Raw genomic sequence first — 13799 nt, 5'->3', positions numbered from 1 at the left:
CTATGTCATGATTTGCTGTGTCATGAGCAGCTGAGCCAATCCCAGCCTCCAGGTGCAGTGGCCTATGCCACCGAAGCGGGTCAGTTCCAGCTGGCCAGCTTGCCGACTGTCATCTGTGGCCCGGGCAGCATCAGCCAGGCCCACCAGCCAGACGAATATATCGACATCAGCCAACTCGAGGCTGGCAGCCGCTTCATGCAGGCTCTGGGCCAACGTTTGAAGATGGCTTGAACGATGATGAAACCCCTGATCATCCTCAAGACCGGCGATAGCTTCGATGATGTCATCGAGCATCGGGGCAACTTCGAGCAGCTGTTCGCGATAGCGCTCAATGCCCCCGCCACCCTACCCATCAACGTAGTCGATGCACGTAGGGCTGATACCCTACCCGCCCCTGAATCACTGCGCGGCGCAGTGATTACCGGCTCCCATGCCATGGTCACCGATCGCGAGGTCTGGAGTGAGGCACTCAAGCCCTGGCTGCGTCAGGCGCTGGCGGTCGATCTACCACTGTTGGGTGTGTGCTATGGCCATCAACTGATGGCCGATGCGCTTGGTGGAGAAGCCGGCTACCACCCCGCTGGTAGAGAATGCGGCAGCTTCTCGATTCAGTTGGATGCAGCGGCGTCCGATGACCCGCTGTTTGCCGAGTTGCCACCGGCCTTCCCTGCCCATTTGACCCACTCCCAGACCGTGCTCAAGGCTCCGGCCGGTGCCACGGTTCTGGCGCGCAATGCCCACGACCCGCATCAGGCGCTGCGCTATGGTCCACGCCAGTGGAGTGTGCAGTTCCACCCTGAGTTCGATGTCGAGGTCATGCGGCGCTACCTCGACCATCAGCGAGAGCCACTCTTGCAACAGGGGGCGGATCCCGAGGCGCTTTACGCAGGCATCCATCCAACCCCCGATGCCCGTTCGCTGTTGGCACGTTTTGCGCAACTCGTGAGTCGATAGACAGGCACAATCTAAGCCGGTAGCATCCAGAGCAGGGAGTCAGCTCGCAGCCCTGGTCGGCTCTCTCTTCACCTTCTCTCCCTCGTCCAACCTATCACGCCCCGTCAAATCAGGCTCATTCCCTACCCTGTAGTGGTCCGGCACTCTGAATACCTCGACCGCCCGAGCCAAGCTCTTGGCCTGCTCCTCGAGACCGATGGCCGCTGAGGCACTCTGCTCGACCAGGGAAGCGTTCTGCTGGACGGTCCGGTCCATCTGCGCCACGGCATCACTGATCTGCTCTAAATCCATGCTCTGCTCACGCGCAGCCGACGCCAATTCACCGATGAGTTGATTGACGCGGCCAACCTGATCGACAATCTCACCCATCGCCTGTCCGGCATCGGCCACCTGGACGCTGCCGGAATCAACCTTGTGTGCAGAATCTTCGACCAATTGCTTGATCTCTCTTGCCGCCTCCGCGCTGTTTCTGGCCAAGGTACGAACCTCCGCAGCCACAACGGCAAATCCCTTGCCCTGGGCACCAGCACGAGCGGCCTCGATGGCAGCATTAAGTGCGAGAATATTGGTCTGGAAGGCAATACCATCGATAACACCGATGACCTCACCGATGCGCTGACTGACGGAGGATATCTCATTCATCCTGTGCACTACATGCTCAACAGCCAAACCACCGCCACTGGCCGCCTGCGAGGCGGCATCAGCCAACCGGCTAGCCTGCTGCGCAACGCCGGCGCTCTGGTGCACGGTTCCAGAAATCTGCTCCATGGCGTTGGCGGTGTCCTTGAGGCTGGAAGCCTGCATCTCGATGCGACTAGACAGATCACGGTTACCTGAAGCGATCTCCATTGAAGCCACCATCACAGACTCGACCCCTCCGCGCACCAGACCCACCACCTTAGCCAGGCTGAGCTGCATCTGCTGGAGCTGGGCGATCAAGCTGCCAGTATCACCGTCCTTGACAAGGATCGCATGAGTCAAGTCACCTTGTGCAACAGCACGGGCAATCTGTACTGCAACACGCGGTTCTCCGCCGAGCTGGCGTCGAATACTGCGCGTGATCAACCAGGTCAACCCCACACCGAGCAGGAGCGCGATGAAGCCAACAGCCAGCATGGCATCGCGTGTCTGCCCATTAAGCTCTTGGGTAGACCGAGCATCATTCTCCATCAGATGCTTCTGGGAGGCCCTCAGCTCACCCAATGCCGCCAGATAATCCCCTTGTCGCTGATACTGCGAGCTGAACAGCAAGGCGGTTGCCTCGGCCGAGCGGTGCGCAAGGGCAAGGGCAATCACGTTATCGGTATAACTCTCATAGGCGGCGCGAGTCCTGCCCACTTTATCTAACAATGCCCTATCGTGGGCATTGTTGATCCGCGATGCGAGGTTCTTGAGGTTCTCATTGATGACTGCCAGATTTTGGTCATAGGCATCTTTATTGGTTCCCTTGTCATGATCGTTGTTATGCAAAATCATGTTGCGTGCGACCCGGGCATTGTCTACCACCCGGTAGGAAGTATCATTGATGAGCTCAGTTGCCGGTATACGCTGCGAGATCAAGGCTGTCATCTCGGAATTGATACTCCCCATGCGCAGGATCCCCACTGCCACCACCAGCATCAGCATGGCAAGAAGAGTGCCGAACCCCCAGGCAAGACGCGTGGAAACGCTCAGATTGCTCAAGTTCATGCCCATATCTTGTCCGTCTTCCTTATCAAGGGACAAAAACCACTATCCTTATGAGATATCGTCCCAAGTGGAAACTTCTTTAATCCTGCATCCCGAAAAGTGCCTTCAGTGCCTGGTGAAACACCTGTCCATACACAACAAGGCCGGCGAGGTTCCCCTCACCGGCCTTGTTGTGTATGGAGGGGATCAACTCCCCCCCTTGGTTCAGCTTATCAGGCGCGAGACTGCCGACGCACCGGAGCATCACCATTATCACGACGACGACGCGGAGCACGCTCGGGGCCGCCACGATCTTCACTGATTTCCAGAGCTCGACCAGCCACGCGTGCACGTGCCATCTTGGCAAGAATACTCGCCGGCAGGCTGTTGGGAAGCTCAACCACGGAGAAAGCGTTACGAATATCGATACGACCGATACGCGACCCCTCAATTCCCCCTTCGTTAGCCAGAGCCCCTACCAGCTGACCCGGCTTGACGCCGTCCTTGTGTCCCACGGAAACGCGATAACGGGTCATGCCTTCGCGCGGTGCGCGGTCGTCACGACGACGCGAACCACGCTCACGATCACTACGCTCATTGCGCTCACGACGCGGAGCCTGAAGACGGCCGATGGGTGGCTCGTCAGCACGGGCCATGGCAGCAAATACGGCAGCCAGCTCAACAGGGTCATAGCCTTCTTCAACCAGACGTTCGACCAGAGCCTGTTGTTCTTCCGCCCCCTTGGTCAGGGTAGCGACCACACGCTGGTGGAAAACTTCGTCGCGATGAGCGCGAATCGCAGCCTCATCCGGCAGCTCCATGACGTCCATCTTCTGGCCAGTCGCTTGCTCGAGCCACCCAACCTTGCGGCCTTCACGGAAACCGGCAAAGGTAATGGCGATACCTGTACGACCGGCTCGGCCAGTACGACCGATGCGGTGGGTATAAGCTTCTGCATCCTGTGGCAGGTCATAGTTGATGACATGGGTAATACGCGGTACATCGAGACCACGAGCCGCCACGTCGGTAGCAATCAACACATCGACCTTGCCACGCTTGAGACGTGTGATGGTACGCTCGCGCAAACTCTGATCCAGGTCCCCAGACAGGCTGGCTACATTGACACCACGAGCGGACAGCTGCTCGGTCAGCGTGGTACAGGCAGCACGGGTACGCACGAACACGATGGCAGCATCCACCGGCTCGACTTCAATGATACGTGCCAGTGCTTCGACCTTGGCTCCACCATCGACACGCACCAGGCGCTGTTCGATGCTCTCATTGGTGGTGGTACGAGCTTCAATGGTGACCTTGACCGGGTCTACCAGATACTTATTGACGATGCGTTCGATCTCGCTGGGCAACGTCGCGGAGAAGAACACGCGCTGTGCATCTTCCGGGGTGTCAGCAACGACACGCTTGACGTCATCGATAAAGCCCATACGCAGCATTTCGTCGGCTTCATCAAGCACCAGTGCATTCAAGCCATTCAGCTTGAGGCTGCCACGATCCAGGTGATCGATGACACGACCAGGCGTACCGACGACAACCTGAGCACCACGGCGCAAGGCGCTGAGCTGATCACGGTATTCCTGACCACCACACAAGGTCGCCACTTCCAGGCCGTTCAGGTTCTGGCCATAACGGGAGAACGACACGGCCACCTGTTGGGCCAGTTCACGGGTTGGAGCCAGCACCAGCACCTGGGGCTCACGGCGCTCAAGCTCGAGACGTGACAGCAGTGGCAAAGCAAAGGCAGCGGTCTTGCCGGTGCCGGTCTGGGCCTGGCCCAGCATGTCGCGGCCTTCCAGCAATGCGGGAATGGTCTGTGCCTGAATGGGCGAGGGAGTCTCATAGCCCAGGGTCTCGATAGCAGAGAGAACGGCAGGCAGCAGGGCCAGATCACCGAAGGACGGCGAGGCGACAACAGTCGAGGTCATGAATCACACCTTGGTAGGCCGGGTTGACCGGCAAAAAACATGGGTGACGCCCCTGACGCGATCACATGGTAAGCGCGAACAGCAGGATAGAAGCTCCGCTCCTGGCAGAGTCAACTTCGATGTCGGGGACGTCGGTCGCACCTGGCATTGGTTCGCCTTCCACGGAACATGAGTCTGTGGCATAGGCTCGAACCATCGTGGCGACCGTCTTGCACCAATCCCACTTGAGTAGCAGGATTTTTTGGCGGTGCTCCATCTTCACAAATCGAACGCGTCACTCGTGGACACGTTACAGCGCCTATCTGGACTCCATCACAGCAGGACTTTCAGAGTCCCATCGAGCTGCTGTTGGAGAAGATCGCGCATCATGATGGTGGGGTCAGCACATGCGAGGAGCGCGCATGTTACCATCAGCAAAAGGGTCTGGCTAGCACAGATCCATACTTTATGATGGGGAATCGTTTCTTGGAGAATCCCATGCCAACCCTTTGGGTCGATGCCGATGCCTGTCCTCGTGCTGCCCGCGACATCATCGTTCGCGCTGCCGAGCGCACCTGCACTCAAACCTTCTTTGTCGCCAATCACCAGATTCCTCTTCCGCCATCCAAATGGGTCAAAGGACTTGCCGTCAGCCATGGTTTTGATGCTGCCGACAATGAAATTGTCCAGCGTCTGACTCCCGGTGATCTGCTGGTCACCGCCGACCTTCCTCTGGCCATGGATGCTCTGGAAAAAGGTGCCATGGTGATGACCAACCGTGGAGAAGCATTGACCCGGGACAACATCCGTGCCCGAGTACAGATGCGTGACTTCATGGAAACACTACGAGCCAGTGGCGAGCATACCAGCGGCCCCAAGGGATACTCAGACAGCGACCGGCGTGAATTCGCCAATGCCCTGGACCGCTGGCTGGCAAAATACATGACTAGCCGTAAGCCGTAAGCCGGGATATCCAAGACACGGTGTAATTGAGGCAAATCGGTTCTGCCTCGCTGATGTATCTCTTAATCGCTATAAGCTGGTAATAGCTAAAAGCTGGCAGTTGAAGGTTTATACCAACGTGCTGCTGGCTTTCTGCTTTATTCCATTCCCCTCCAGTCTCTCGCGGTCATGAGGACGCTCATAGTCCAGAGAGGGGCCAAGGGGAACAATGGCGTTGGGATTGATGGTCGCGTGGCTCATATAATAGTGACGCTGAATATGATCCATGTTCACCGTTTCAGCGATACCCGGCCATTGATAGAGTTCGCGCAGGTAATTGGAGAGATTGGGGTAGTCCTCAATGCGCCGCAGGTTGCACTTGAAGTGGCCATGATAGACCGCATCAAAACGCACGAGAGTAGTGAATAAGCGAATGTCGGCCTCCGTCAGCCAGGCTCCTGCCAGGTAGCGTTGATGCGATAGGCACGACTCTATCCGCTCCAGTGCATCGAACAAGGCCATTACGTGCTTTTCGTATACCGCTTGCTCAGTGGCAAACCCCGCCTTGTAGACACCATTATTGATGTGGTCGTACACATCAGCATTGATCTCATCGATGACGCCACGTAAATCCTCCGGATAGAGATCCAGGTGATTTCCCGTCAGTTCATCAAAGGCCACATTGAGCATACGCAACAGTTCAGATGACTCATTATTGACGATGCGTCGCGTCTTTCTGTCCCACAGCACCGGCACTGTCACTCTGCCCGTATACCTCGAATCCGTCAGTGTATAGAGCTGATGATGATAGCTCACTCCATTGAGCGCATCGCCACTGGAGCCTTCGGCAACATCGTAGATCCAGCCTTGATCAAGCATCAGAGGACTGACATGGGAGACTCCAATCAGGTCCTCCAGTCCCTTGAGCTTGCGTATGATCAGTACACGGTGAGCCCAAGGACATGCCAGGGACACATAAAGATGGTAGCGCTCAGGCTCTGCCAACAGGCCAGCTTGCCCATCGGGGCCCGGCTTCCCTCCCGGAGTTACCCAATCATGCAGCTGAGCTGACTCGCGCACGAACTCACCACCACTGGCTTTGGTGTCATACCACTGATCATGCCAGATGCCATTGATCAACTTGCCCATGTCTTGTGCTCCACGGTTTCCCGACCTGTACTTTCTCGGCTGAGCCATCTGATCGAGCCTTGCCTGCACGCACACCTGCAAACGGCTCGCTTGTATACGATTTAGCTGTATACGACCCACTTGCACCTACGGTGCTGCTCGCCTTCTTTCTCCAGGTTAAATCGAAACGATCGAACATCAAGCGCAGTTTCTCGCACCAACCATACGATTTTATCGATGATCGAGTTGAGATTCAGCCGGACAAGTGGAAACGGATTCCCGCAAGAGAGACGCCATGGCCCGGGTGGCCGGGCCCGCTCTATCCAGGTCCTGATGGATCAGCAACATCGGCGCTTCGCGCACGCCTCCGGCCTCCAATGGCAAGGGCAGTAGACGCCCATCATCCAAGTGACGACGAATACGGGTTTCCGGCAACCAGGCAAACCCCAGGTTACGCTCGATCATATCCAGAGACGTACTGATATGACTGACGGTCCAGCGCTGCTCGGCTTCCAGCCAGCCTGCATCACGCCCCTTGCCTTGGGCAGAGTCGCGTACAACGATCTGGCGATAATGCTTCAGGTCGCGCAGATTCAGTTGGCGATCCAAGGCGTGAAGTGGATGGTCCGGGTGGGCAACAGCAATGAAACGCACCATTACCAGAGGCTCCCCCAGATGCCCTGCGGCAGCGAATCCCGAGACAAGCAGGTCCGCCTGCCCGGCGACCAGCATTTCAACGCCTCCATTAAGGACTGTTTCATGCAGTTGCAGGCGCACATGAGGATAACTGACAGAGAACGCTTCCATGGCCCAGGCCAGGGCACTTGAAGGAAATATCTGGTCAACACATAACACCACCTCAGCTTCTTCACCTTCACGTAGCTGTGCTGCTACATCCTCCAGCGCATCCACTTCATCGAGCAATTGGCGAGCACGACGCAGCAGTAGTTGCCCAGCTTCCGTCAGACGCACCTGACGCCCTTCCGGCTCGAAAACCTTGACGCCCAGTTGCTCTTCCAACTTATGCACAGCGTGGTTGAGCGTTGAAGGACTCTTGTGGATCGCTTGTGCGGCCCGAGCAAAACCGCCATGGTCGACCACTGCGGCCAGCATTCGCCACTGGGCCAAAGTCACACGTGACATGTTTCGATTCCTTCCAACGATGCACAAGAACTACCAGTTTATACTTGATGATAATCGAATGTTTATCATTCAGGACGTGGGCAATCACCATCTACCATTTACATTTGCCGTCGTACAACCTACAGGGATTACGCTTCTTAGCCTGATATACACCAAAGGAATACTTGCAATTCGTTTTACAGGAGTGTCCAATGGATGAAGTTAGTGAACACTGTTCGCGCTTATTGATTCTTGTGCCAATGTGCTGTGCACTTACTCGTGAATACGCATCTCATATATGCATGTTTGGGGTATCTCGTATCCATGTAGCCATGCAACAGCCGATTGAGAACCACGTATAATTTGAGGGTCACGTACAACCACCGCTTGCCATAAAACGCCACTCCGCGCAGCAAAGCGCCTTCTTATGTATGGATATACAGTATAGGAATACCATGCTTCATGGGGTATGGTGTGAACGCCTATGTATATTCATATATTCATTTTTTTCACCAGTTTTATGGCACATAACCCATGATGCGAATCATCCATTCGCTACCCCGCACACACAAGTTACTATTACTACCTGTCGCCACCATGGTTACCGTGCTGGGTGCTCACAAGATCGTTACGACTTACGAAGACGTTCAGCGTGACAAGCAAGCTCTCGACACCGTTCGAGTTCCGCTGGACGCCACCGCCTCCCCAGGTCTTCCCTCCCTCGAGCTGAATTCTCCTCGGGTAGCCAGCGCAATCGACCTGGCCCTGGATGCACGACAACAGCATGTCCCGATATCCCAACTGCAGGCTCGTGAAATTGTCGATGTCGACTTCGTCGACCCTGCCGATCAGGATGCAGGATTTGAAGCCGCCATGCGTTCCTCCTCGGGATTACCACCTCTCATGATGAAGCCCGACGCCGCTTCTTCCTCCGAGGAAGCGGCGTCGACTCTTCTGGGGCATGCAGGACTGAGTGAAACCGCCCGCCAAGTCGCCATGGCTGTTGGCAACATGGCAAGAAGCGAACAACTCGCTACTGATGCAACCTCATACGAAGACATCAGCGAAGATGAGCTCAAGCTATTCGATGAAGGCCCAGTGGTTCTCAATGAAGAGATCGTGGCCAAGGCTCCCTACGTCCCGACCTGGCAGACTTACAAGGTAGCTGCTGGAGATACCTTCACCACGATTGCCGACCACACCTTGGGGCTGGGTTATCACGATGCGATGGCGCTGCTCGATCTGGTTCCGGATGAAAAGGTACTGACCCGCTGGCGTGCGGGTGACACCTTTGAATACCAGCTCGATAAAGATGGCAAGCTTCTCTCCTTGCGCATCATGGAGAACGCGCGCCATGGCTATCTGATCGAACAGCAAGATGGTAACTACGACATTGCCGACATCGAGCGCGCAGGAGAAGCCTCGCAACGCCTCTATGCCGGTACTGTCAGTGGCAGCTTTACGCGGTCCGCCCAGGCAGCGGGCCTGACGCGTACAGAAATCTCGGAGATGTCCAAAGTTCTCAGCAAGAAGCTCGACTTCCGTCGCGACACCCGTCGCGGCGACAGTTTCCGAGCATTGGTAGAATCCGACATCATTGATGGTCAACGCCTGGATCCGCGCGTTCTGGCTGTGTCCTATGAAGGTGCGCGCATGAACCTCACTTTGGTGCGCAATCCTGAAGACAACAAGTTCTACACTCCCGATGGCGATAGCCTTGATCCGGCCTTCAACCGCTATCCGTTCAGCGGCCAGTACCGAATCAGTTCCAGTTTCAACCCTGGGCGTCGCCACCCGGTCACCGGTCGTATCAGCCCGCATAAGGGGACAGACTTCGCCATGCCGATCGGCACCTCCGTGGTCGCCCCCGCTAGCGGCACGGTCGAGCTAGTAGGTAATCATCCTCTTGCGGGCCGTTATATCGTCATCCGTCATGACAACGGTTACAAGACCCGCTACCTGCACCTGTCCAAAGCTCTGGTCTCCAATGGCCAGCGTGTCAACATGGGCGATGCCATTGCCCAATCTGGCAACACCGGACGCAGCACCGGACCTCATCTTCATTACGAGATTCTGGTCAATGACAGCCAGGTCGACGCCATGGCCGTATCTCTGCCGGAGAATACTCGTCTGCAAGGAACTGCTTTGGCCAGCTTTCAGAAGGAAGTATCGCCAGCCCTGGCTGCCTTGGAGACAGGCAAACCTGGTGCTGTGGTTGCCTTGGCCAGCCACGAACAGGACGGCGACAACGATACGGACACAGACAGCTAGGACGAAAAATTTATCTGCCAGAACCATTGATGCCCCACTATCGTGGGGCATCGGTGTTTCAGGAGCTGCGTTGGATTATCTCGAATACGGAGGACAAGACTCAGTCCCTCGTCGGCTTTGCATAGAAATTGAATATCTCTTCACTCCAGCCACCGCATATGGATAGATAGGCTATTACTCTCCTGAGGATTTGCCAGACAACTCACGCCCCTTCCTGGAAAGGCATCTGATGACGGCTATGATAACCGTTGGATATTCATGAGTGGCATTGTGTACAAGTGAAATGGCACTCTTGGGCAACGGTCCTAAAAAGATTCCCTTTAGAAGGAACATTACCGTGAGCCTGTGCGCCGCCCAACGTCACCATATCGATACTTTGCTGTGTTTGGGAAAAACACCGCAAGGAACAACCATAAACCAGCGCGATATCATCATGCGCTCATGGCAACGCTGCCTGCATGAATATCAGTTGGACCCCAGCAAGCCTCGCCCGGTACGCGTCGTGCCGCAACACATCCTGCGGACTCACCAAGAGTCGATAGATGAGTTGCTGCATGTTGGCCGTGCCGGAGTTGACCGCCTCTATGCCCAGATCGCCAGTTTTGGCTATGTCCTGCTGCTTACCGACCATGCAGGTATTACGGTGAAGTTTCGTGGAGATAAGGAAGACCAGCATGACTTGCGACGTGCAGGACTGTACCTGGGAGCCGATTGGAACGAACGCTATGCCGGTACCTGTGCAGTGGGCACCTGCCTCCACGAAGCCATTCCCCTCACCTGTCATCAGAGAGAGCACTTTGATGCTTCTCATATCAGCCTGACATGTAGCTCAGCTCCCATAATGGATCCTCAGGGGAATGTCATCGCCGTGCTCAACATATCCTCCCTGAATTCACCGCGCACCTTGCAGAGCCAGGCCTTCGCTCTACCGCTGGTTACCCATTGCGCACGCATGATCGAGGACGCCTATTTTCTTCATCACTACAGGGACCACCTGATTCTGCGCTACGACAATAGCAGGGAATTCGTCCACCTCAATGGCCGCGGTTTGATTGCCATTGATGAGGGAGGAAATATCATTGCCGCCAATAGCTTCGGCAGAGAGTTGATCAAAATGCATCAACGATGCTGGCCCTCTTTTACGTCACAGACATTTCCCAGAGCCACCCAGCTTTTCGATGCAAAAGTGGTCGACCTGTTGAGCATCCCCAGCAATAGCGACGATGACATCTGCGCATTCCGCGTGCGCTCTGACAACAGTATTGTCTTCATCAACCTGATCGAACCCAGAAGGAATCACCTGCGCCCTCGGCCAATCCCGACAGAACCCACCAGATCGGCACCACCCTTGGAGCGCTTGGCTGGAGACGATCCAGCCATGAACAGAATCAAGAAACTGGCCTACAGGTTACGCAACGAATCCGTCAATGTCCTGATCATCGGAGACACTGGGACCGGGAAAACCGCCCTGGCCAAAGCCTTTCACCGCATCAGCGAGCGTGCCCACCGGCCATTCATAGCAGTGAACTGCGCATCCATTCCTGAATCACTGATGGAAGGAAAGTTATTTGGCTACCTTCCTGAGAGTATTCCGAACGGACAGATGGAAGGCGGACAGGGGCTGATCCAGCAAGCTGATGGTGGCACACTATTTCTTAATGACGTCAGCGATATCCCCTGGCACTTGCAGTCCCGGCTACTACGTGTCATCACTGCGGGAGAGCTCCTTCCCCAGGGTACGGGTACTAAAGTAGATATTCGAATTATCGCCACGACTCGTCGCAGTCTTCAGCAGCTGATCGGCGATGGGCACTTTCGTAAAGATCTTTATTATCGACTGAATGGCGCAGAGTTCCGACTTCCCCCATTGCGCGCCCGCGCCGACAAACACCATGTTATCCGCCGAGTATTTGAAGAGCTGATGGAACAACAGCCTCATCGCCAGGCATTGCATTTACGCGCCGATGCCATGAGCGCCCTGCTGGCTTGTTCCTGGCCCGGTAACATCCGCCAGCTAAAGAATGCCTTGAGCTTTGCCATTGCCAGTGCAGACAGCAACGAAATCACTATGCATGACTTGCCCTATGAGAGCCTGTCTCCCATTCATGCCGAGAATGAACCTCCCAGTCTGATAACCGAGCAAACCACACACACACCATTACCTGACAAACAGGCTGAACAGCTTCATGCTCTATTACGTCAGAATCAGTGGAATATCAGCCAGGCAGCTAAACAGTTAGGGGTATCACGCCCCACCATATACCGGCGTATGCAGCGTTATGGGCTGATAGCACCGAATAGACAAGGCTGAAGCATATTTCACGTGGAGCTGTCGTTACCAGCACAAGAGTGGCCAGTACAATCTCAGACATGAAAAAAGGGCCGCCGAAGCGACCCAAAGCCATCCCTAGAATGGATTGAAATGATCTTACTGGGTAGCCAATGAGGAACTCCTTTCCCTCATTGGCCAATCCACCGTTTTGCTCAGGTAACGATCAGCCAACGATCAACTGATGGTTTTCCAGCAATGTCGCCAGATCCGTCTGCACTCCAGAGAGAGTCACGACAGTGGTCATCTCATGAGCAGAGCCAGCACCATCACGGTCGATAGCAATTTCAGTATCGCTACCATTCACGGTCACGCTCAGGTAGTCACTGAGATCACCCTTTTCACTGCCATCCGCTGAACGACGCTCTGCAAGTAGCTCGCTCAAATCGATACGGTCAGCATCAGCAGTCTGGCTAACATCGCCTACCGTGAATCCAGTGATGGTATCCGAACCATTACCGCCCGTGGCATCAGCTGCATCCAGCAAGTGGTATACCACTGAATCGTTACCACCATTGCCAATGGAGAAGACCTCATCAGCCTCGGAGCTCTCCAGGGAGTCATCCGCTACCGAACCAGCGACAACCTGATCATCGGTATTCACGGCTGACTGATCAACGACCACAGCATCATCCTGTACGCCCGCAGTCAGCAACACAGGTGCATGCCCCGTAGCAAACACAACCTCAAGCGTGTTCTCGGCTACGTTACCCACATCGTTGGTGGCAGTGACTTTGATCTCGTACGTGCCATCTTCCAACGTAGCCATGTCGTCCCTGCGGGTAACGATGCCCCAGGAACCATCAGGCTGCGTTTTGATGTTGTACGTAAAGCCAGCGATCTCCAGGAAGACAAAAGCACCGTCAAGCCCTGTTGAAGTACCAAAGACCTCTAGGTTCGAACCATACTCATCCGGCGTGACGATATCATCACCGTTACGCGTCACTCCTCCTGTGAACGTCAATGTCGGAAGAACGGTATCCACACTGAAGTTATGCTCGGCAGTTCCGGTATTGCCGGTTGCTTCCGTCACATTGGCAGAGACCGTGTAGTCGCCATCAGCCAGGGCAGACACATCCGCTGCCGGGACATCCAACGTCCAGCGCCCATCTGCCGTTGCCGAGGTGGTATAGGTCTTGCCGTTCAGCTCGACGTACATCGTCTCACCACCATCAAGCCCCAGGACCGAACCACCGATTGTCAGATCCTGAGCATGTTCAGTGGCATTGACGATGTCATCTTCCGCGATCGTATCGAAGTAGATGATCGGCGTGGAGATATCGAGGGCCACCGTGCGCACAGCAGAACCGCTGTTGCCCTGGGCATTGGTCACCGTGACATTGACGTCGATGTCGGTGTCCTTGAAGTGGCTCCAGGTGACGGGATCAATATCCACGCTCCAGGTTTTGCCATCTTCGTTCACGACCCCTGTGTAGGTGTCGCCACCCACCTTCATGACAACCTCG

At 55.5% G+C, this 13799-nt stretch carries 10 protein-coding genes; 5 read left to right on the top strand and 5 right to left on the bottom strand.

The annotated features are described in order from the left end of the window. Positions 1-231, top strand: a 231-nt coding sequence (locus Q1K07_RS20870; protein WP_300315764.1) for a M20/M25/M40 family metallo-hydrolase, incomplete at its 5' end; no start/stop codon positions are given. Positions 232-234: 3 nt separating this feature from the next. After that, positions 235-954, top strand: coding sequence for a glutamine amidotransferase (locus Q1K07_RS20865; RefSeq protein ID WP_366945101.1), 720 nt, complete (start codon positions 235-237; stop codon positions 952-954). Between the two features lie 39 nt (positions 955-993). Here Q1K07_RS20865 and Q1K07_RS20860 read toward each other — a convergent pair whose 3' ends face one another. Further along, positions 994-2643 (bottom strand): methyl-accepting chemotaxis protein, encoded by a 1650-nt coding sequence (locus Q1K07_RS20860; protein ID WP_300315761.1) that lies wholly within the window; start codon positions 2641-2643, stop codon positions 994-996. A gap of 212 nt (positions 2644-2855) precedes the next feature. Then, positions 2856-4562, bottom strand: coding sequence for a DEAD/DEAH box helicase (locus Q1K07_RS20855; RefSeq protein ID WP_300315758.1), 1707 nt, complete (start codon positions 4560-4562; stop codon positions 2856-2858). A gap of 477 nt (positions 4563-5039) precedes the next feature. Here Q1K07_RS20855 and Q1K07_RS20850 point away from each other — a divergent pair, with 477 nt between their 5' ends. Then, positions 5040-5504 (top strand): YaiI/YqxD family protein, encoded by a 465-nt coding sequence (locus tag Q1K07_RS20850; RefSeq protein ID WP_300315756.1) that lies wholly within the window; start codon positions 5040-5042, stop codon positions 5502-5504. Positions 5505-5612: 108 nt separating this feature from the next. Here Q1K07_RS20850 and Q1K07_RS20845 read toward each other — a convergent pair whose 3' ends face one another. Next, complete coding sequence (locus tag Q1K07_RS20845; RefSeq protein WP_300315754.1) at positions 5613-6632, bottom strand: glutathione S-transferase family protein; 1020 nt, start codon at positions 6630-6632, stop codon at positions 5613-5615. A gap of 210 nt (positions 6633-6842) precedes the next feature. Next, positions 6843-7754 carry a LysR family transcriptional regulator gene (locus Q1K07_RS20840; RefSeq protein ID WP_300315751.1) on the bottom strand — a complete coding sequence of 304 codons (912 nt, stop codon included), beginning with the start codon at positions 7752-7754 and terminating at the stop codon, positions 6843-6845. A 513-nt stretch (positions 7755-8267) separates the two neighbouring features. Here Q1K07_RS20840 and Q1K07_RS20835 point away from each other — a divergent pair. Together Q1K07_RS20835 and Q1K07_RS20830 are read left to right on the top strand one after the other, a co-directional pair. Beyond that, entirely contained in the window at positions 8268-10004 is a 1737-nt protein-coding gene (locus Q1K07_RS20835) for a peptidoglycan DD-metalloendopeptidase family protein (RefSeq protein WP_300315748.1), read from the top strand. A 433-nt stretch (positions 10005-10437) separates the two neighbouring features. Beyond that, entirely contained in the window at positions 10438-12315 is a 1878-nt protein-coding gene (locus Q1K07_RS20830) for a sigma-54-dependent Fis family transcriptional regulator (RefSeq protein ID WP_300315745.1), read from the top strand. Between the two features lie 184 nt (positions 12316-12499). Here the strand turns inward: Q1K07_RS20830 and Q1K07_RS20825 are convergent. Then, on the bottom strand, positions 12500-13799 hold a 1300-nt coding region (locus Q1K07_RS20825; protein ID WP_300315742.1), incomplete at its 5' end, for an Ig-like domain-containing protein.

It is taken from the genome of Halomonas sp., from assembly GCF_029263665.1.
Taxonomy (GTDB): domain Bacteria; phylum Pseudomonadota; class Gammaproteobacteria; order Pseudomonadales; family Halomonadaceae; genus Halomonas.
This window is presented reverse-complemented; position numbering and strand designations above follow the sequence as displayed.